The 20,495-nt window shown below is 58.1% G+C and carries 13 protein-coding genes and 1 pseudogene; 11 read left to right on the top strand and 3 right to left on the bottom strand.

Going from position 1 to position 20,495, the window contains the following annotated elements:
• Positions 1-379 precede the first annotated feature (379 nt).
• The 5 genes and pseudogenes from HU230_RS32770 to HU230_RS32750 form a co-directional block, all read left to right on the top strand.
• Positions 380-6,313: a DUF3320 domain-containing protein gene (locus tag HU230_RS32770; RefSeq protein WP_210284350.1), complete on the top strand. Its 5,934-nt coding sequence runs from the start codon at positions 380-382 to the stop codon at positions 6,311-6,313.
• Between the two features lie 78 nt (positions 6,314-6,391).
• Positions 6,392-6,850, top strand: coding sequence for an IS66-like element accessory protein TnpA (tnpA, locus tag HU230_RS32765; RefSeq protein WP_166073826.1), 459 nt, complete (start codon positions 6,392-6,394; stop codon positions 6,848-6,850).
• Complete coding sequence (tnpB, locus tag HU230_RS32760) at positions 6,843-7,196, top strand: IS66 family insertion sequence element accessory protein TnpB (protein ID WP_166073804.1); 354 nt, start codon at positions 6,843-6,845, stop codon at positions 7,194-7,196. The genes tnpA and tnpB overlap by 8 nt, the downstream gene beginning before the upstream one ends.
• A 52-nt stretch (positions 7,197-7,248) precedes the next feature.
• The gene (gene tnpC, locus HU230_RS32755; RefSeq protein ID WP_166213725.1) at positions 7,249-8,820 is read left to right on the top strand and encodes an IS66 family transposase; all 1,572 of its coding nucleotides are present in this window, start codon (positions 7,249-7,251) and stop codon (positions 8,818-8,820) included.
• Positions 8,821-9,103: 283 nt separating this feature from the next.
• Positions 9,104-9,334, top strand: a pseudogene (locus tag HU230_RS32750) (dihydrofolate reductase family protein); the annotation flags it as partial.
• A gap of 277 nt (positions 9,335-9,611) precedes the next feature.
• Here the strand turns inward: HU230_RS32750 and HU230_RS32745 are convergent.
• Entirely contained in the window at positions 9,612-10,808 is a 1,197-nt protein-coding gene (locus tag HU230_RS32745; RefSeq protein ID WP_176534616.1) for a hypothetical protein, read from the bottom strand.
• 712 nt (positions 10,809-11,520) lie between these two features.
• Here HU230_RS32745 and HU230_RS32740 point away from each other — a divergent pair.
• Both HU230_RS32740 and HU230_RS32735 read left to right on the top strand, forming a co-directional pair.
• Positions 11,521-13,083 (top strand): anti-phage dCTP deaminase, encoded by a 1,563-nt coding sequence (locus HU230_RS32740; protein ID WP_176534617.1) that lies wholly within the window; start codon positions 11,521-11,523, stop codon positions 13,081-13,083.
• A gap of 302 nt (positions 13,084-13,385) precedes the next feature.
• A complete protein-coding gene (locus HU230_RS32735; protein WP_176534618.1) occupies positions 13,386-13,874 on the top strand; it encodes a Panacea domain-containing protein in 489 nt (162 codons plus the stop codon).
• A 29-nt stretch (positions 13,875-13,903) separates the two neighbouring features.
• On the opposite strand, the gene HU230_RS32730 is transcribed toward HU230_RS32735, so the two are convergent.
• Positions 13,904-14,746, bottom strand: coding sequence for an IS5 family transposase (locus HU230_RS32730; RefSeq protein ID WP_176534619.1), 843 nt, complete (start codon positions 14,744-14,746; stop codon positions 13,904-13,906).
• Positions 14,747-14,776: 30 nt separating this feature from the next.
• Between HU230_RS32730 and HU230_RS32725 the strand changes: the two genes are divergently transcribed.
• Entirely contained in the window at positions 14,777-15,571 is a 795-nt protein-coding gene (locus HU230_RS32725) for a hypothetical protein (protein ID WP_176534620.1), read from the top strand.
• An 892-nt stretch (positions 15,572-16,463) separates the two neighbouring features.
• Here HU230_RS32725 and HU230_RS32720 read toward each other — a convergent pair.
• A complete protein-coding gene (locus HU230_RS32720) occupies positions 16,464-17,729 on the bottom strand; it encodes an MFS transporter (RefSeq protein ID WP_176534621.1) in 1,266 nt (421 codons plus the stop codon).
• A 362-nt stretch (positions 17,730-18,091) separates the two neighbouring features.
• On the opposite strand from HU230_RS32720, the gene HU230_RS32715 reads away from it, so the two are divergent.
• The 3 genes from HU230_RS32715 to HU230_RS32705 all read left to right on the top strand — a co-directional run bounded on the left by HU230_RS32715 (position 18,092) and on the right by HU230_RS32705 (position 20,342).
• The gene (locus tag HU230_RS32715) at positions 18,092-18,706 is read left to right on the top strand and encodes a ribonuclease D (RefSeq protein ID WP_176534622.1); all 615 of its coding nucleotides are present in this window, start codon (positions 18,092-18,094) and stop codon (positions 18,704-18,706) included.
• A 182-nt stretch (positions 18,707-18,888) separates the two neighbouring features.
• Positions 18,889-19,614: an LPS export ABC transporter periplasmic protein LptC gene (gene lptC / locus HU230_RS32710; protein ID WP_176534623.1), complete on the top strand. Its 726-nt coding sequence runs from the start codon at positions 18,889-18,891 to the stop codon at positions 19,612-19,614.
• Between the two features lie 5 nt (positions 19,615-19,619).
• Entirely contained in the window at positions 19,620-20,342 is a 723-nt protein-coding gene (locus HU230_RS32705; protein WP_176534624.1) for an LptA/OstA family protein, read from the top strand.
• Positions 20,343-20,495 lie beyond the last annotated feature (153 nt).

Genomic DNA, 20,495 nt, shown 5'->3' with positions numbered 1-20,495 from the left:
TAGCCCCCGGTGGGAGTGCCTCCCAGCGAAGCGGCTTATCGTGTTCGGTCGGTTCTGAACGAAATCTACTATGTCCATTCAGGCGGGGAGACGCGACATCCGGCCCTGATGCACTTGGAAGGTGACCCGATCTCGGAGCTTGTCTCCAAAATCACCGCTCGATCAGCAGAGCGGGGAATGTCATTTCACGAGCTATGGGCCGCGCTGTCAGAACTTTGGCTAAGCGACGATCACGGGGACGCGGCGGGATTTCGGAGCGCTAGCCTAAAGTCGCATGCTATCCTTTGATCTGGATCCGCCGGCTGCCTGTTTCGGGTAGAACTTTCCTCCTTCGATCAATTATTGCTAGAATGTGGCCCACTACTGGGGGCACAAGAATATGGCGGAGACCATCGAGGCGGAAGGGGAAACGGCCAAGGGACTAAAGGTCACTTGCGTCGCGGCGCACCAGGTCAACATCGCCTTCTATCAGAACGCGATCCCGATTGTTCGCGAATTGGCTTTGGAAAATAGACTAGGTCGCGACCTGACGGACATTTCGGTTCACCTTTCCGCTGAGCCGCCGTTTCTCACCCCGAGTGTGTGGCGTGTAGAACGCATCTCGGATAGCGCCACACATCACATTCGCAGCCTCGATTTTAAGCTCGACCCTGCGTTTCTGGCCGGGATTAACGCCTCGCGCCGGGGGGAGCTGCGCGTTCGCGTTCAGGCCGCGGGCGAGACCGTTGCTGAGCATACCCTGGACATCGATCTCCTTCCGCCATCTCACTGGGGCGGAATCAATTCGGCGCCCGAACTTCTTGCCGCTTTCGTCCGTCCGACCGATCCGAGTGTGGACGTTATTCTTCGCGAGGCGTCCGGAAAGCTAGCCGCGGCCGGCCGCAGCGATGCCATGGACGGTTACCGAAAGGGGACTAAGGCGCGCGCCTGGGAAATCGCCGACGCCATTTGGGCGGCACTGGTTTCTCACGGCATTGCTTATGTGTTGCCGCCCATGAGCTTTGAGCGTTCTGGGCAGCAAGTCCGTGGCCCAAGCGACATCCTTTCACGAAAGGTCGGCACCTGTCTCGATCTGACGCTGCTTTACGCCTCTTGCCTCGAACAGGCTGGCCTCAACCCCATCCTAGTATTGACAGAGGGACACGCGTTCGTGGGTGTCTGGTTAGTCGATGAGGATTTCTCGACTTTCGTGATCGACGATCCGCAGCTGCTGCGAAAGCGAGTTCAGCTCGATGAGATGGTCTTAGTCGAGACGACACTTCTGACGGGCGCTACCCCAGGGCGGTTCAAGCAAGCGGTCGAAGCAGGTAAGAAGCTGGTTGCCGAGGAAGCCGCCGTGGCCTTCGAACTCGCGATCGACGTGCGTCGGGCGAGGAGCGCCAAGATTCGGTCGCTCGACCTTTCGGACTCCAACGAGCCAGCGATCACGCCTGCGACAGCAGCGCCAGTCGCTCAGGAGGTCGGCGAAACGCCGCTGTTTGAGGAGGAGCTGGACAAGCGACGCGAGGCCACTCCGGGTAAACCGCTTGATCGACTCGAGACTTGGAAAAGAAACCTCCTCGACCTCTCCTTGCGGAATAAGCTACTCAATTTCAAGGACACGAAGTCGACTATCGCCATCGAGTGTCCCGACGCCTCAAGGCTCGAGGACCAACTCGCCAGCGGAGCTAAATTTAAGCTGCTCGGCAGGACGGGCATTCTCGATGGCAGCGATGGCCGCGATAGTACGCTGTTGGGGGAACGGCGGGACGACGACGTCCGCAAGGACTTCCTTCTGGACGCAATGGGGCGCGGCGACCTGCACACCAGCGTTCTCGAAACCGAAGTCGATGGCCGCCTGACCGACCTTTATCGGGGTTCGAAACTTGCCTTCGAGGAAGGAGGCGCGAACGTCCTCTACCTTTGTCTGGGGTTCCTCAAATGGACTCCCTCCGAGGGAGCCGGGCCATATCGAGCACCGGTGGTGCTCGTCCCCGTCCAGCTCGAACGCAAGAGCGTGCGCTCCGGCTTCAGGTTGACGCTGCACGAAGACGAAACGCGCTTCAATCCGACGCTGCTGCAAATGCTCAAACAGGACTTCGATCTGGCGATGCCGGAGTTCGAAAATGAATTGCCAGAAGACGGCTCGGGCATAGACGTCGCGGAGATATGGCGGTCCGTCCGCCGGCACGTAAAAAACATCAAGGGCTGGGAGGTGACCGAGCAAGTTGTGCTCGCGACCCTCTCCTTCACGAAATACCTGATGTGGAAGGATCTGATCGATCGCACCGACATCCTTAAGCGGAATCCGGTGGTTCGCCATCTGATAGACACGCCCACGCACACTTATGCGGGGGGCTCGGGAAGCTCCTTTATCGTGGCCAACACGATAGACCAAATCATCGACCCAGCCGACCTGTTCACGCCGTTGTCGGCCGATTCGTCGCAGATCGCAGCCGTCGTTGCCGCCCAGCGCGGCGGGGATTTTGTGCTGTTTGGCCCGCCGGGAACCGGCAAGAGCCAGACGATTGCAAACATGATCACCAACTGTCTGGCCCACCAAAAGACAGTCCTGTTTGTTTCTCAGAAGACCGCCGCCCTAGAGGTTGTCCGGCAGCGCATGAATTCCATCGGGCTAGGCAGCTACTGCCTCGAGGTCCATTCCACAAAGGCTCAAAAATCGAGCGTTCTGGAGCAACTGGCGAGCGCATGGCGCGAGCGTGACGAGGTGACGGAGGAACATTGGTCGTCTGCCGCCGGCGATCTGAAGGCAAAGCGCGACCAGCTGAACAAGCTAGTATCCGCGCTCCACCGGCGGCGCGCAAACGGCATGACAGCCTATGAGGCCTTCGGCCGGGTGGTAGCCGATCGAGGCCGTCTTCCAGATATCGAACTGAGCTGGCCGGTTGGAACGGTGCATTCACCGGCGGAGCTCGCACGGATGCGAGACACATGCGCCGATATCCGAACCGCGCTTCAAGCGGTCGGCGATCCGGCCACGCATCCGCTTCAGGGTATCGAACAAACGAAATGGAATCCAGCTTGGGTCCAGGCGCTGCAGCAACACGTCGATCGCCTTCAGGCAGCTTTAATCGAAGTAAAGACGGCTGCCGAAGGCCTCGCCATATCGGTTGGGCTCGAGCAGGTCATTACCGACGGATTGTTGCCTCAGCTGGTGAAGCTAGCCTCTGTGATGCTGCACGCCGATGCGGCCGACGGCGTATTACTCTTGACCGATGATGCCCTCGAACACGTTCGCGCGCTGTCGGACCTAGCTGACGCGGTACGTAGATTGGAGGCCAAGAGGGCGGAGCTTTCGGCCGAGTACGATCTCAAGGCTACTCATCTCGACCTGGAGGAATTGCAACGCGATTGGTTCGAGGCTTGCGCTTCCAACATGGTCATGCGCGGAAGCCGCAAGAAAAAAGTCCGGCTTGTACTTGAACCCTATTGTAGCGGCGGTGTCCCGGATGACATCGGTCGAGATATCGTGGTGATGCAGGACCTCGCGATATTGCTGCGCGAGATCGCAATGATCAGACCGCGATTCGCGGGTATCGAGCGTCTTTGGCGGGGGACGGCGACCGATGTCGCTCGGTTTGACAGCTTGATTTTGTGGGCGGACAGCATGCGTGACGTTGTGGACGCTGTTAAGCTTGACGATGTGGCCCCCGAACGCCTGCTCGCCTACGTCGCGGACCAACTGAATCGCGACGTGGCCAGGTTTAGGCCCGGCGGACAAGCGAGACGTGCATTCGAAGCTATGACTAGGGCTTTCCCCGCGATGCGCGAGGCAGCTCGTGCGCTTGGTGCCTGCGTCGGCCTTGAAGAACCAGAGAGCATTATCAGCGTCGAAACGGGGTGGATAGATAAGCTCCTCGAGCGGACTGCGCGTTGGAAGGCAAACGTCATCAAGGCCCCGCAATGGGCGACCTGGCAGGCGGCTGCGCAGGGAGCGCGCGGGGCAGGCCTCTCTCCGCTGATCGATGCCGTCGAGCAGGGGCGGATTGCGGGACAGGAAATAACCCGTGCATTCGAATACTCCTATGCGCGATGGACCGCGGAAGCGATCGTCAACGAGGACGAGACCTTAAGTAGCTTCCTTGCCCAGAAGCACGAGGCCACGATCGAGGGGTTCGTCGCGGCCGACAAAAAGATTGGCGATCTTGCTCGCCAAATCGTTAAGGCGCGTATCGGAACTGCGCTGCCGACCCAGACGAACTTTGGCGCGGATCCGGAATGGGGCACGCTCGCACGCGAAATCAATAAGAAGGCAAAGCACATACCTCTTCGCCAGTTATTTGGACGTATTCCGAACGTTCTGACTAAGCTTGCGCCTTGCGTGATGATGAGCCCGCTGTCGATCGCGCAGTACCTGCCGGCGGACGCCAATCCCTTCGATGTCGTGATCTTCGACGAGGCTTCGCAGATCCCAGTTTGGGATGCGATTGGCGCCATCGCCCGTGGCAGTCAGGTCGTCATCGTGGGTGACCCCGAACAGTTGCCGCCGACCAGCGTTGGCCAGCGCGGCGTCGACGACGAAGACGACGACGGGTCAACTATCCAGAGCCAGCAGAGCATCCTCGACGAGTGCCTCGCTTCTAATCTACCGAGCATGCGGTTGAGTTGGCATTATCGTAGCCGTCACGAGAGCCTCATTGCGTTCTCTAATGCAAAATACTACCGCGGCGAGCTGATGACTTTTCCGTCGCCGGTAACTCGCGACACCGCTGTGCGCTACATCCACGTGGCAGATGGTGTTTACGAACGCGGCGGCGCCAAGGTCAATCGCAAGGAGGCCGCCGCCGTCGTAGCAGAGATCGTCAGGCGCGCAAAAAGCTCCTCGGACTCGATTGGCGTTGTCACTTTCAACTCAGAACAGCAGCGATTGATCGAGAACATGCTCGACCAAGAGCGCCGCAGCGATCCATCCCTCGAACCGCACTTCGACCGGAACCAGACCAGGGAGCCGATTCTCGTCAAGAACATTGAGAACATCCAAGGCGACGAGCGCGACATCATCATCTTCTCGGTAGCGGTTGGACCCGACAAGACGGGACGTATCACGGCCCAGATCTCGTCGCTCAACGGTGAGGGCGGGCATCGCCGGCTAAACGTCGCAGTGACCCGCGCACGGCGCGAGCTTCTCGTATTCGCGACCCTGCGGCCGGAGCAGATCGACCTTGGGCGCACCAATGCGAAAGGTGTTGTCGATTTTAAGCACTTCCTGGAATTTGCCGAAAGCGGCGCGCGCGCCATCGCCGAAGCATTCTCACCGACAGGGCGCGGAACCGAGTCACCCTTCGAAGATGCTGTGATGCGAGCACTCCAGGAGCAGGGTTGGGTAGTTCATTCCCAGGTCGGCGTCTCTTTCTTTCGTATCGACCTTGGGGTGGTGCATCCGGACTTCCCGGGGCGTTACCTCGCGGGTGTCGAATGTGACGGCGCCACCTATCACCGCTCGGCGACGGCGCGCGATCGCGACCGACTGCGCGAGATGGTGTTGACCGACCTTGGCTGGCGGATCAGGCGTATCTGGAGCACCGAGTGGTGGATGGATGCAGCCACTGCGATGGAAAAGCTCCACGCCCGCCTGACTGCCGACCTGGAAGCTGACCGAGCATCTCGCGCGATGGCGTCCACAGCAACCGCAGCACCGGACACTGAGATCGCCGTGCCAACGAACGATGATGTGGATGATGGCCCCGCCGTGTCGTCGGTCCTAGCCGCGCCGCCGACCGTAGCTGACGATCGGGCGCAACCGCTGCCGCAGCCGGCTAACGACCGCGACGAGGTCGAGCTCCGGAGATACGCCCGCGGGCCCGAAACAAGCGATCCAAGCCGCGAAGTGCCGCCAGGTACATATGTGAAAGCCAATCCTGAAGATGTAGCTCGCCCCGATCGCGAAAGTTTCTATGAGCCGTCCTACCGCGGCCACCTACGCCGCATGGTTGATCATGTGATCTCGCAGGAAGCTCCGATCTATTTCGACGTACTCGTAGAGCGCATCGCTCGAGCTCACGGTTTCCAGCGCTCCGGTGAGGTCGTACAGAAGACAGTTTGGGCAGCGCTGGGCAAGGGACGCTTCCCGAGCAGCCGGGATGGCGACCGTCATCTTATCTGGCCTGTGGACGCCGAAGTGGTCTCCAAGACTTCTTATCGTGGCGCCGGCGGCCGTGACCATGGCGACATTCCACTCCCGGAACTCGCTGGCCTTGCCGAAATCCTGCGGGCCGAAGGTCTGGAGGAAGAAGAGGAGATCATTCGCGGGATGCAGGAGCACTTCGGCTTGGGAAGGCTCGCTGCATCAACGCGCGAGCGATTTGAAGCGTAAGCGCGAATTTCTCCGCACCTTTTGCTTTTGAGAGTCCTGATGCATGAGGTGTCCACCAAAATAGGTGGACACCTTGTGATGAGCGACGATGATCAGAAACTGCGGGTCAGGCTTGTCGGCCGGAACGGTCGCCGGCGCTACGAGGCGGCATCGAAAGAGCGTCTTGTCGCGGCCTGCCTTGAGCCTGGGGTTTCGGTATCGAGGCTTGCACTCGAACATGGGGTCAACGCGAACCTCCTTCGGAAGTGGATCAAGAAGCACAGCGCGACCAGGTCGCTGCCGCCGTCCTCACGCCCGGCGTTCATCCCGGTTCAGCTTGAGGGGAAGTCCGAGCGGGACCTGTCGCGAAAAGACAGCGTGGCGACGGTTGATTTGCCGGCTTACGATGAAGTGCGTGGTTCGGAACCCAAAGGGACTCCAGCTTTTTGTTCTCCGGCCAAAGTGAGCGTGTCGCTGCCGAATGGCGTGAAGCTCGCGCTGGAATGCGGCGATGTGGATGCATTGACGGCGATCATCGGAGCGCTGGGCGATGTTTAGACTGGGCGATGACCTGCAGGTCTATCTGCACCGTGAGCCGATCGACTTCCGGGCTGGCATCAACAGCCTTGCGGTCCTGGTCCAGGAGACGATGGCGCTCGATCCATTCACTCCGGCGGTTTTTGCGTTCTGCAATCGCCGTTGCGACCGGATGAAGCTTCTGTTCTTCGATCGGTCCGGCTTTGTACTGGTCCTGAAGCGGCTGACCGAAGACAGGTTCCGATGGCCGCGCCGCCAGGAGGCGATCGTCACGCTGACGACGGAGCAATTGCACTGGATCCTTGACGGCATCGATATCGATGCGATGGTCCGCCATCCGGTGCGGCAATATCAGGTTGCCGGCTGAGCTCTCGAGTTGAGCGGTTGACGCGTCGGTACGGTTCAGATTCAAGAATTCGATGAATCGAACCGGCGATCCGAGTGTTGAAGTGCTGTTGGCACGCATTGCTGCGCTGCAGGCGGAGAACCATCAACTCGCCGACCGCGTCGCCAAGCTCGAGGAAGAACTGGCGCTGGCACGCCTGCATCGTTTTGCGCCGCGCAGCGAAAAGCATGTTGATCGTCTCTTCAATGAAGCCGAGCAGGCCTCCGATGAGGAGGACGCCGGCAGTGAAACGAACAATATCGCCGAACTTCCGGACACGGGCTTGCCACCCGTCGAAAACACAATGGGAAAGAAGCGCGGCCGCAAGCCGCTGCCGGGGAACCTGCCTCGTGAGCGCGTCGAGTATGACCTGTCCGACGATCAGAAGGCGTGTCCTTGCTGCCGTGGCCAGATGCATCGCATGGGCGAGGCTGTCACCGAGCAACTTCATATCGAGGTGAAGGCGAAGGTTTTACAGAATGTGCGCTTCAAATATGCGTGCCGCCATTGCGATCGCACCGGGATCCACGCCCCTGTCGTGACCGCGCCGATGCCGCCGCAACCATTGCCGGGCAGCGTTGCCACGCCCTCGACGCTGGCGTTCGCGCTGGTTCACAAATATGTCGATGGCACGCCGCTCTACCGCCTGGCGCAGGCCTTCGAACGTGCAGGTGTTCCTGTCAGCCGCGGCGCTTTGGGCCACTGGGTGATTGGCTCGAGCGAGAAGCATCTGCATCGCATCTACGACGCCCTGAAGCTGCGGCTCAGATCACAACCTCTCATCCATGGCGACGAGACAACGGTTCAGGTCCTCAAGGAGAAGGACAAACGGGCCACCAGCACATCGTACATGTGGGCTTATCGCAGCGGCAAGGGCAGCCACGAGCCGATCGTTCTTCTGGATTATCAGCCGGGCCGCGGCCAAATCCACCCGCAAGCCTTCCTCGGCGATTACCGTGGCATTGTAATGAGTGACGGCTATACCGCATGGCGCACGCTGGAAGGGGCCACCCACATTGGATGCATGGCCCACTCCCGGCGGCGCTTTGTCGATGCCCTCAAAGCCAGGAAGAAGGGCGGCGGTCCGCCCGAGCAAGCGCTGCGGTTCTTTGAACAGCTCTACCGGGTTGAAAGGCGGGCGTGGGACGGAATACCGGAGAAGGGTGAAACACAGGCCTACTGCATTCGCCGCTTCCGCCAGCAACATAGTGTCCCCATCCTCAATGCTCTCAAAGTATGGCTCGATGACATGGCCCCGAAGGTCTTGCCTGACAGCAAGCTCGGCGACGCCGTATCCTACACCCGAAACCAATGGGAATATCTGACGCGCTACACCGGGGACGGCAGCATGCCGATTGACAACAATCTTCTGGAGCGCGACATCAGGGTTTTTGCAACTGGCAGGAAGAGTTGGTTGTTCAGCGATACCGTGGACGGAGCCAAGGCCAGTGCCGTCGTCTATAGCCTGATGCTGACCTGCCGCGCCTCACGTGTCGAGCCGTTAGCGTGGTTGCGCCACGTCCTCACCGAATTGCCTCAGCGCGCCGGCGACGCCGATATTACAGACCTGCTGCCCTTCAACTTCCACAAAGCCGCCACTGCCTGAACGGCTCGGTATCGCCCGATACCAGGGCAATCCATCAAAACCGCCGGCGTGCGAAGAAAATCGCGCTTACTTTGAAGCAGCTACGCGTGAATGACCAATAGCCAAAGCGGGCGAAGACGAAAAAAGTGTGCGAACTCTCGACAATGCATGGAAATATTGAGGACTCGGCACGATGTTGCCAGACGCCCCCGCGTTTCACAAAGTGTGAATCGGCGTGGGGTCCCGATGCCGATCGGCACGCTAAGCCATTGATTCATTTTTGCGGTGGAGGGGTCACTCTTGGGCTTATTCACAGCTGAAGGCCGAGCGCGACGGGGAGATCGAAGTTGCTGGGCCGGACTTGGCGCAAAGCCTCACCGAATTTGGCCTGATCGATGAATATCGAATCTACCTGCACCCCGTCGTGCTCGGTCACGGCAAGCCATATTTCGCCCGACCCCGGCCGCCGCTCCGCCTTATGGCTAATGATCGGATTGGCGAGGATGTGATTAGGTTGACGTACATTCCTGCTTAATCACGCGACTTGCTTGCCGGACTGCGCCGTCATTCGCTCACGAAAGGGGCTGTCCGCGCCACGTCCGCCTTTCCCCCGATTGTTGCACGAACTGCTGCCCTGGGAATGGAAGCTCCTGCGCCAAGCCGACAAGCCCGCCGGTCAGCAGGCCGCCTGAACTTCACGCAACGCCATCATAGCGCTCGCCGTCCCCGCGCGCATGCGTCAATCCGGCGGTCTTCGTCGTATGCATACGGTAGATCTTAATCGCTGCCGGTCTAAGTTGTGTTGGTTACGCTTAATATTTGTATCCGAGCTTGACCAAGTATTGATCGCTCTTGACCAGAGTATCTCTGTCGGTCCCGTGATCGTACTCTAACGAAATAGTAGACCCGCCGGTTATTGCGCAATCTGGATAGACTCCAACGACAGGCGCGTCAAAGCTGCAGAGACCAAGATTATATTGAAGTTGTGCAGAGTAGGAGCGAACGTCCATCGAGGAACGAGCATCCCAATAATATTGAGCGGTGCCAATCAGCGTGAACCTATTTACGAGCCATGTATCGATCCATGCATTCCCGGTAGGAAGAGGCAAAAATAGCACCGTCCCTCGCGCAGCATAACCGAGCCATTCATAAAAACCCTTCCGCTGATTGGTAACGCCAGGATCAGAAACATCGCGCAGATCGAACTCTGGCCTAAAATTCCAAAAAACCTGAACATATCCCGTTGTCTTCCCAGCTCCCAAATGAAGCTCGGGAATGACCGGCTCCCAACTGAAATTGAGTCCCCCCGTTCGTTCCAAACCACGAAAATCGGTTAGAACATAAGGATCGAAGCCAAAATAGTTGTCCCAATGGCGTCCTGAAGCAAAGAGGTCGTCACTTATAATTCTGAGCTGGCTGTCTGCACCAATCTTGAGCGCAGTGTTCTCGGGTCTCTTTAGCGGCTGCTTCCAAGTCCCGTTGCCTGAAATCCACCCCGCGAAGGCGTATTCGTATCCCTTGTCCAGGTCGGAAACACTCGGAGGAACTAAAAGGTAACTGACTCGGCCGTTTATGGTCGCTGACTGTGTGTCGGCCAACCGATCATTTGTGTAGCTCACGGAAGCGCCTTGGACACCCGTTAGCCCGGCGCCCGGAGGAGCCAATGAATACCAGAAATTATCGATGGCATCGGCTCGTACAAACAAGCGCTTCGGTTCAGCATCTCTGGGCGGAGTTTGGTTGTTTAGAGTTGGCGGAAGTTCTGCCCGCGCACTTTCGGGTCCGAGATTGCTCAACTTGCTCTGGGCCGCTTTGATTTCAGTAGCGCGGTTACTCCGCTTTGTAGCAAAAAATGCACCGCAATCCCGCAATGTTTGGTTGTCGTCGGTGAGTGCCGCGCGATGACATATACGAGACAATACCTCTTTTGCAGATGAGTTTGGTTCAGCATGGGCTATGCCGCATGTAGTCACGGCAACAATTGCCACCAATGAAAGTCGCTTGCTCATTTGCCCCCGCCCTGCCAGCAACTGTTTCAGTCTTGAATTACCGTCCAACCTCGCGACTTGTACCAAGCTTCAATCTTCTTCTCGAAATCGAGAAGAGTAACGGTCCCTTCAACAGCCGAAAGCTTTAAGCCGGTCTGCTTGTTACTGAGGCCATCATCTATAAACGTTCTGTATTGGCAGACGTCATCCCACATCTGCTCAGCTGGGTCGTTCCCGCCATACACCCGTGAAATAGCAATATTCAGATCAATGTGCGGTTCGTCGATTGCCGCTCGAACGCACTCTTTCACCGTTGAGCTAGTAACCCTCTTTGAAAGAGATGGGCTTCCTCTGTATGGGGTTGATATACCCCTCGAGCTGCGCGCCATCCTGCCCCTCGCAATGCTTTGTTTATTCTGCAATACACGCAATGGATGACAGAGTGTTACCGGGCAACCAATCGAGTCAAGCCCTTGGGCGCCTTACCCGGTCAAGATTACCTATTTTTTCGAGTGTGAGGGCGGTCGCAGCCGAGGTTCCCTTTCGTCGCCCAACACGTCAATCCGGCATTGGGTAGCAAACTCACCTTCTGCCTGGCGGGGGTTGTAGATGGCTGATTTTCAGCTAATCCTGTTCGCCTCCGCGAGAGAACTCGGCGCGCGAACGTCACCAATATTTCAAAGGCAACCCGTGATCTTACTGGGAAGGTTATCAACAAAACCGGGAGGAAGCTGTGGTTGAGCCAATCGTCTTGCGACCGAGAGCGGTCGAAGAGCAGCAAAAACTAGCCAATGAAATCTCCGAAAGACTCTCGCAAGAGCTCGTCATCGCGCTTGTTGGTCCAGTAGGATCAGGCGTTTCAACTTCGGCCAGATACATCGCGGAGATATTGATCCAACAGTTCGGGTATGACGTTGCCCCAATAATCGGCATGAGCGATATTATTCGCGCTGAGGCGCGTCGCGTTAGCATAACGCCGCCTGTCGCTATTCCGATTAACAACTACATCAACGTGATGCAGAATGCGGGGAATGAGCTTCGGTCGAAGTTCGGAAACAATTATTTGGCGGAGAAAGCTGTCGAAAGAATCGCTAAGTTTCGGGGTGAGCGAGGTGGCACTACGGCGGACGGCAGCCTAATGCCCGGACGCCGAGCTTACATTATAGACTCACTGAAAAATGCGGAAGAACTCGCACTATTGCGCCAAATTTATCGCGAGACCCTCTTGCTGTTTGGAGTATTTGCGCCGGACGAGATTCGAAAGAAACGCTTGGTGGACAAGGGCGCAGATGAGAAGGACGTGCAGACAGTCGTGGATCGGGATCAGGGCGAAGTAGCGACGTTCGGTCAAATGACCCGAAAGATATTTGTGCTCTCCGACTTTTTCATTTGTAACGATAAAAAAGAAGATGAATTGAAACGTCGTCTCAATCGATATTTAGAGATCATTTTCGACACGAATATTCACACACCAACCAAATTTGAGTCGGCGATGTATGAAGCGACTGCCGCGATGGCGGGATCAGCGTGCATGTCACGGCAAGTCGGAGCAGCCATTATCTCGGCAACCGGTGAATTGATTTCGGTAGGTTGGAATGATGTTCCAAAGTTTCGTGGTGGATTGTATACCGAAGACGATCAGAATGTTTGGGATCAAGCAAAGCGCGGTCTTGAAGACAAGGATCATCGTTGTTTCAAGTGGGGTAGCAAAATTTGTCACAACGAAGTGCGTCGAACCAAAATCGGTGATCGCATCGCAAAGCTTGTGCTAGATTCTGGGCTGCTCAAGGCAGGCTCAAAGCTTGAGCAGATACGTAAGATAATAGACGGCACTGAAGTAGATGACCTGACAGAGTTCTCGCGCTCCATTCATGCTGAGATGGAGTCCATTCTTGCCGTCGCACGGGAAGGCCGGCATTCCCTTGTTGGGGCAACGATGTTTACAACCACTTATCCATGCCATAATTGCGCAAGGCATATAGTCGCAGCAGGTATTGCAAAGGTGATATACATCGAGCCTTATCGAAAGAGCCTAGCCATTGCCTTACACAGCGACGCAATTACTGAAGATCCGGAAGACCGAACAAAAGTCATCTTTCAACAATACGATGGGGTCGGACCCCATCTTCATCTGAAGTTATTTCGGCAAACGACACCCCGTAAGCAGGATGGAAAGTTCGCGCGGCAGGAATCCAAAAATGCGGTTCCGATATTTCAGGTACCGCTGGACTCGCCTGTTGAATACGAGGCCAAGATCATTGCGGATCTGTCCGCGAAAGAAGATACTATTCGTTAGCGAATCAGGCGCAGATATTTGATATGTCAAAGCAAGACGCGCCCCATAGTTCTCCACAGCAATTGTCGCTCGATTTTTGCAAGAAGAACGAGCTGCGTGGGCATTCGGGAGATATTTCCGATGTGCGAAACTTTGTCGACTCAGGGACGTTGGCGGTCCGCAGGCAGGCACTGGAACGGGTCAAGGCGGCGAAGATATTTGTACCGCCTAATCGTCGATCGCGCTGAGCGCCAAAACTTCCAACGGCACTGCCCGTCCGACTATCGGGCTGAAGAAGCTGCGATTTATGCCGAAGTTGAACTATGCCCTATGATGTTAGAGCCATCGCAAACTTGGTCCTTCAAACGGCTGAGCGGTTAGATATTACCGTTACGAATATTGCGATCAACAAGATCGTCTACTTCTTGCATGCGTGGTACGTCGCAAAAACAGGCAAGCCGCTCGTAACGGCGAAGATTGAGGCTTGGCACTACGGGCCAGTTTTTCGAGAGTTGTACACACAATTTAAGCGTTTCGGCGCAAGCAAGATTTCGGCTAGGGCGACCAGAAGAAACCCCTTAACTGCGCAGGAAGAAGAATGCCCGTCGGATGTCGATCCAACGGACTGGGAATTTCTTCGACCGTTGCTGATTCGCTACCTTGGAATGTCTTCGAGCTCCTTAATAGAACTTTCCCACACCCCGGACGGACCGTGGGATCAGGTATATAATCATTCTGGCGAATCGAATCCCGGGATGCGAATTTCTGATGAAATTTTACGCCGACATTTCGAGTCCCAAACAAGGCACTGACTGAGGCTCAAAATGTCTAAGAGCCTGACTCAAAATTGCATTGCTGTTTTTATCGCTGCGATGCGCCTTGTCATGAGTTGGACAGAGGCGAGGAAGAGCCAGGCAGTTGCGCTTTCGATGGTTCGCTCGAAGTCCTTGGCTAATCTGCGATTGCGGCCGAGCCAGGCGAAGGTTCGTTCGACGACCCAGCGCCGCGGAAGCACCTGGAAGCCCCGTGCAGCATCGGAGCGCTTGATGATCTCGACAGTCCACCGGCCGATCTTTTCCAGCACCGCCTTGAGCTTTTCGCCGGCATAGCCGCCATCGGCGAAAATATGGCGCAGCCAGGGGAAGCGATAGCGAATGCTGCACAGGACATCTGGCGCGCCATCGCGATCCTGGACGTCGGCAGCGTGAACAATCGCTCCGACCAGGAGCCCTTGGGTGTCGGTGACGATGTGACGCTTTCGACCCTTGATCTTCTTTCCCGCGTCGTAGCCGCGAGGGCCGCCACTTTCCGTGGTCTTGACCGATTGGCTGTCGATCACGCCGACCGTCGGCGAGGCCTCCCGGCCGATCGCCTCGCGCGCCAACATCAGGAGTGCGTGGTTGATCGATTGCCACAATCCGCTGTCGCGCCATTGGTAGAAATAGTACTGCACCGTGGTCATTGGTGGAAACAGAGTGGGCGGCAGCATGCGCCACGGCAACCCGCCGCGCAGCAGATAGAGCACTGCCTCGACGATGTCGCGATAGCTCCATTTCGGGCGCCGCCCGCGCTTGGCCCGCACAGGAAGCAACCTCTCCAGCACGCCCCATTCCGCATCCGTCAAGTCGCTTGGCAAACGCAGCTCCTCTCGGGCAAACTGTGCCCGGGTGATATCAGTCCACATTCTCGATCCCTTTGATGCTTCGCAACACCAATGGAATCAGAACTCGCTGATATCACTCAACTTATTTTTCGGTCGGACACTAAGAAGATCGATCGTCCGCCGTTTGTCCATAATTGGGTACGCTTCAACCATCCCACCGAACTTTCGACTGTAAAGTCGATCGTTTCTTTTATGACGGGGACGCCCCAAATCTCTTATGCAGCGGGGCAACCAATTATTCGAGACAGGATCGCCCTTAAGTTAGATCGCGATACCGCGCTAAAGGCGGCGCTCAACAATGGTCACAAAAAAAGTAGGCCGTACGTCGCAGAGTACGTTAACGCTTTCTATGACTATGATGACGTTCGAAACTACTCGGGGAAACCATCATACGATCAATACGTGGCTCCTTATAGCATTAGCCGCGATACAAGAATCCCGGTGAAGCCTCTGATAGTTATTTCTGAGGCAGGCGTTCTGAAGCCTATCTTCATCGTGGGATGGGCGACGATGCCCCTGACACTATTCCAAAGACGCCTCCTTATGACGGTTTTGGAAGATGCCGTATTCTCCTTGACCGATTTCCAAGATTCCCCAGGTGAATTTATCTGCTTTCCAAGGGCGAAGGGCACTGGCTCTGGCCGCTATGCCGAAGTCTGGAACCGTGGAGACTTTGTGTTGCTCACGGAGTCCGAAATGAAGGATCAAACGGAGCTGTATCTTCGTGCCCTCGCTACGGCGAAATCGATAGTCGCGGGAACGACGCCAACGGAAGCTCCGTCACAAACAGAGCGTACAAGCGTTGACCAAACTCAGACCGGTGACCTCTTCGGCAAACGATGGTGAGTCCTACCTTGCCCGGCTAGCCTGCCGCCCGAGCGCTGCCGCGGTCCGCCCCAACCCCTGTGACGCTTTGTGACTAATCCGAAGTGTGCGTTGCCGAGTCGAGCAGCCGACCAACCGACTGATCTGACTCACGATTCTCGAAAATCGCCTTTTTCGCTACTGGACACGCAGTTCGCTGCCCTGGAGTTTCGAATCGAATCACAAATGGGATGATTTGTGAACATCGGCTCGGCCAATCACATGGACACTTTTGGCAAGCGAATTTTGCCTCAAGTGATTCAAGAGATTCGGTTTTCTGCGTATCGCCGCCGCAAACTTCGGACTAATGGGTCGGTCCTTCGCGACTCCGCGCGAACGTTACAACGTTACCAACATTTCAAAGGCAAAAGGCGTTATAGCGTTGATCGTTCATACGTCCCAATTATGTACAGCCCTCCGTCAAATGCGTGAGCGCGCCTGAAGCAGAGCGGCAGAGATAATAGCAAGCTAAGTAGGCAGAGCATTGGGGAAGACGAATTCTGCTATCGACATCGGCACATTTGCTTGGTACAAAGCCGGCATCCGAGGTGGCGTTAAGTAATTGGTTTTGCTTGCTTTAAGCGTCTTGGGAGACAATCCTTTCCTGGGCACCACCCCCTTTTCAAGCGATTGAAATCGCTAACGTTCGTGGGGCGGGTTAGGCGAAGCCGTAACCCGCCACCGACGAGGGCGTTTGGGCTTCAAGCAGCACTGATCTTAGAAGTAGGCGGATCGTTGCGTCGCTGCCTAACGAGATCAACCCAGTATCGACAAGACCAATCGGACGAGACGGCCAGCCCGCGCCACCAATTGGTCCGCGCTGGCCGATTCAAGCTCGTCCCGGCCGCCATACCTCCAGATCCGCGACCGCCCGTCACACCACCCGCCGCCCCGCGCGCTTTGCGATCGGCCGCTGCACAAAGTACATCGCGATCATTGAGATCATCGAGCTCGCTACCACGACATAGCCGATCCGGTCGAAATGCAGCAGCGAGCCGTCCGGATTCTCGGCGACGATCGCGGCTGCAGCCACCGAGCCCAACCCGCCCGACAACTGCTGCACCGACGCGCTGATCGCGCTGAACGATCCGCGCTGGCTCGCATCGGGGATCGCCGACATCAGCGCCTGGGAGGGGATCATGCGCGAGAAGATGCCGACGAACATCAGCACATTGACGATGATCGCGGTCAGCAGCGAGACGTGGCCGAGATGGGTGTAGATCAGCACCATGATGGCCGACACCACGCAGCCGAAGATGAAGGTCGGATATTTGCCGAACGCATCGCTGGCGCGGCCGACCAGCGGTCCCATCAGGATGCTGAACAGGCCGGAGACCAGATAGATCGTCGGCAGATGGACGATGTCGATGCCGAGATTGTGCACGGTGAAGGCGCTGCCGAACGGCATCAGCATGAAGCCGCCGGTCGCCAGCAGCGTCGTGACCAAAAAGGCCAGCGTGTAGCGCGGCTGCGCGACGGTTGAGATCAAATGCTGGAACGGGTTGCTGTCGTGCTGCAGCTTGAGATGTCCGTCGACCGGCTCCATCACCAGCGCGATGGTGGCGATTGCCGCGATCGACAGGCCGACGATGGCCACGAAGCAGATGTGCCAGTTCCAGTGATTGGCGAGGAAAAGCCCGGCGGGCACGCCGAGCACCTGGCTCGCGGCGAACGCAGTCTGGATGAAGCCCATCACCCGGCCGCGCAGATGCAGCGGAAAAAGGTCGGTGACGATGGCGAGCACGACGGAGCCGATCACCCCGCCGAACAGGCCGGTGACGATGCGGCCGAGCAGCAGCACATGGAAATTCTGCGCCAGGGCGCAGAGCACGGTGCCGAACGTGAAGCCGACATAGAAGAACAGCAAGAGCCGCTTGCGGTCGAAGCGATCGGCAAAGCCGGCGGCGAGGATGCCGGAAATGCCGGCCGCGAACGCGTAGGCCGAGACCGCGACGCCGAACTGCCCGGCCGTGATGTTGAGCGACGGCATCAGGATGGCGCCGAGCGGCGACATGATGATGAAGTCGAGGATCAGGGTGAACTGCGTGAAGGCAAGCAGCGCGATCAGGAACGATTGATAGCGCGAAAAGCCGCGTTCCTGCGGCTCGTCGATCGGCGCGGCGATGGTCTGTTCCGACATGAGGCTCATTCGTGATGATGAGTGGAGCTGCGAGCGGCTGGGCACAGATAGGGGCCCCGTTCGCGGATTTCATCGGCGCCGAAATGCAAAAAATGCGCGGAAGCGTGATCGAGGGCCGCGAAATTTCCCATGCTTCCATATGGGAATTGTGCCGCCTCCGATCATCCCACCTCTGATCGTTTGAATTGCAGCGTGATCCAAATGCAACAGCAGTCGCGCGACTGGGCCGCCGTGTCGGGATATGGCAAAGCTGGGCGGAAACCCTTGGCTGAGGGGCCCGAGACGTCCTATCCGCTCGCATCCCGGGCGTTTGAGCGCTAGTGTCGCCCGTCGAATCGATCCGAGACCCGAGGCCCTTTTTCATGACCATCCGCCTGCATCGCGGCGACCTGCCTGATCTGTCCCGCTACACCGATTCCGTGGCAATCGACACCGAGACCATGGGACTGCATCCGCACCGTGACCGGCTCTGCGTGGTGCAGATGTCGAACGGTGACGGCACCGCCGACGTGATCCAGATTCCGAAGGGGCACACGGACTCGCCGAACCTGAAGGCGCTGCTCGCGAATCCTGCGATCACCAAGATCTTCCATTTCGCGCGGTTCGACGTCGCGGTGCTCTACAACACGTTCGGCGTGATGCCGGCGCCGGTCTATTGCACCAAGATCGCCTCGCGCCTGGCGCGCACCTATACCGACCGCCATGGCCTGAAGGATCTGGTGCGCGAGGTGCTGAACGTCGAATTGTCGAAGCAGCAGCAGTCGAGCGACTGGGGTGCGCAAAGCCTCAGCGAGGCCCAGCTCGCCTATGCCGCGTCCGACGTACTGCATTTGCATGCGCTGCGCGACAAGTTGAATGTGATGCTGGCGCGCGAGGGACGGACTGATCTCGCCCAGGCGTGCTTTGATTTCCTGCCGACGCGCGCCAGGCTCGATCTTGACGGCTGGGAGGCTGAGGACATCTTCGCCCATTCGTGATTTCGCCCGTTCATGGTGGGCGCCGAATTCGTCGCAGCCGGGCCGGTTCCGCCCCGTTTCGGCCAAACTGTTCACGCGTGGTCCGCCTTGAAGTCGGCTTGGGGCGCGCGACGCGAGGTCCGGGCTGCATATTGGGGCGGCTCCGGCTAGAATAGGGGCAATTCCGCGCCTCTGGAGCTCAGGTGAATTCGGTTCAGAATCCAGCCTATGTCACGGGCCTCGAGGCGCGCTTTGCCGCCGCCGCGCGGCACAGCCGCATGGTGCGGATCCTGCGCATCGCGGTGCCTGCGGTGGTCGGGCTGTCGATGGCCTCGATCATCTTCATCTCGCTCTACAATCCATTCCGCGAGCTGATCCCCAAGCTGCCGGTCGAGATGGACAACCTCGTCGTGTCCGGCACCAAGATCACGATGGAATCGCCGCATATCGCCGGCTTCTCGGCCGACGGCCGGCCCTATGAAATGTGGGCCAAGGCGGCGATCCAGGACGTCACCGATCCCGACCATGTCGAGCTGAAGACGATCCGCGCCAAGGTGGCGCAGCAGGATCAGTCGACGGTGACGATGGATGCACGCACCGGGTTCTTCGACAACAAGAAGCAGCTGCTCGACCTGCGCGAGGATATCTTCCTGCAGTCGTCCACCGGCTATGAGGCCAAGCTGACGCAGGCCTTTGTCGACATCAACAAGGGCAACGTGTCGTCGGACGAGCATGTCGACGTCAAGCTGCTCGAAGGCACGCTGACCGCCGACCGCCTCAGGATCTACAACAGCGGCGAGCTCGTGCGGTTCGAAGGCAATGTCGTGATGAACCTGGACAAGCTCGGCGACAACAACCCGAGCCCGCCCGCCGAGCCCGCGCCACCTCCGCCGCCACCGAAGCCGCGCAAGTCCGCCAACCCGAAATGAATTTGATGATGAGACGTTTTCCGCACGGCATCGCAATTGCGGCCTTTCTGCTCACGCTGTTCGCAGCCGGCGCTGCGTCCGCGCAGGGCTCGATGAGTGGCGTTCCCAACGCCATGCAGGGCTTTTCGCAGAACCGCGACCAGCCGATCCAGATCGAGGCCGCCTCGCTCGAAATGCGCGACAAGAAGAAGGAGGCGACCTTCGCCGGCAATGTGAAGGTCGTGCAGGGCGACACCACCATGACCTCGAAGGTCCTGGTCGTGTTCTACGAGGATAAGTCGACCCAGACGCCGGCGCCTGCTCCGGCCGGCAGCAAAGGCGGGGCCACCAAGGGCGCTGCGCCGATACAGTCGGCAACGCCCGGCCCCGGCGGCGCGTCCTCGATCAAGCGCCTGGAGGCGAAGGGCAATGTCGTCGTCACCCAGAAGGATCAGGTGGTTACCGGCGAGACCGCGATCTTCGACACCAAGACCAACCTGATCACCATGCTTGGCGGTGGCGGCGGCCAGGTGGTGCTGACCCAGTGCCAGAACGTGCTGCGCGGCGACCGTCTGCTGGTCGACATGACCACCGGCGTCTCGCGGGTGGAATCCGACAGCGGCAAGGTGCAGGGCCTGTTCATCCAGTCGCAGGGCGGACAGAACGGCAAGGGCGGCTGCGGCGCGCCGGCTGCCCCCGGCGCGGCCCCGTCGCCGCTCCAACTGTTTCCGGGTAGCAAGTCGAAATAGGCTTCACAAAGTAAGCTTCGCGTAAGGTGAAGTAGAATCAATAAGTTAGATAATATTTTGCGACCGCGAGGTTGAAGCGCGCGGGGCGAGACTGTATCTACTGCAGCGGCCCGGCCGGACGATGTGCCTTTGAGGGGGAGTTATGTTGGCCGG

This window comes from Bradyrhizobium quebecense, assembly GCF_013373795.3.
In the GTDB taxonomy this organism is placed as follows: Bacteria; Pseudomonadota; Alphaproteobacteria; order Rhizobiales; family Xanthobacteraceae; genus Bradyrhizobium; species Bradyrhizobium quebecense.
The sequence above is the reverse complement of the archived record's forward strand: the minus strand, read 5'-3'. Positions and strand labels throughout refer to the sequence as shown.

Bases quoted from the DNA above. Each gene is read 5' to 3' on its own strand.
- HU230_RS32730 (WP_176534619.1), bottom strand. From the start codon at position 14,746: ATGTGGACTGATATCACCCGGGCACAGTTTGCCCGAGAGGAGCTGCGT.
- tnpC (WP_166213725.1), top strand. From the start codon at position 7,249: ATGAATCGAACCGGCGATCCGAGTGTTGAAGTGCTGTTGGCACGCATT.
- HU230_RS32725 (WP_176534620.1), top strand. From the start codon at position 14,777: ATGGAATCAGAACTCGCTGATATCACTCAACTTATTTTTCGGTCGGAC.
- HU230_RS32715 (WP_176534622.1), top strand. From the start codon at position 18,092: ATGACCATCCGCCTGCATCGCGGCGACCTGCCTGATCTGTCCCGCTAC.
- HU230_RS32705 (WP_176534624.1), top strand. From the start codon at position 19,620: ATGATGAGACGTTTTCCGCACGGCATCGCAATTGCGGCCTTTCTGCTC.
- HU230_RS32720 (WP_176534621.1), bottom strand. From the start codon at position 17,729: ATGTCGGAACAGACCATCGCCGCGCCGATCGACGAGCCGCAGGAACGC.
- HU230_RS32745 (WP_176534616.1), bottom strand. From the start codon at position 10,808: ATGAGCAAGCGACTTTCATTGGTGGCAATTGTTGCCGTGACTACATGC.
- HU230_RS32735 (WP_176534618.1), top strand. From the start codon at position 13,386: ATGCCCTATGATGTTAGAGCCATCGCAAACTTGGTCCTTCAAACGGCT.
- tnpB (WP_166073804.1), top strand. From the start codon at position 6,843: ATGTTTAGACTGGGCGATGACCTGCAGGTCTATCTGCACCGTGAGCCG.
- HU230_RS32770 (WP_210284350.1), top strand. From the start codon at position 380: ATGGCGGAGACCATCGAGGCGGAAGGGGAAACGGCCAAGGGACTAAAG.
- tnpA (WP_166073826.1), top strand. From the start codon at position 6,392: ATGAGCGACGATGATCAGAAACTGCGGGTCAGGCTTGTCGGCCGGAAC.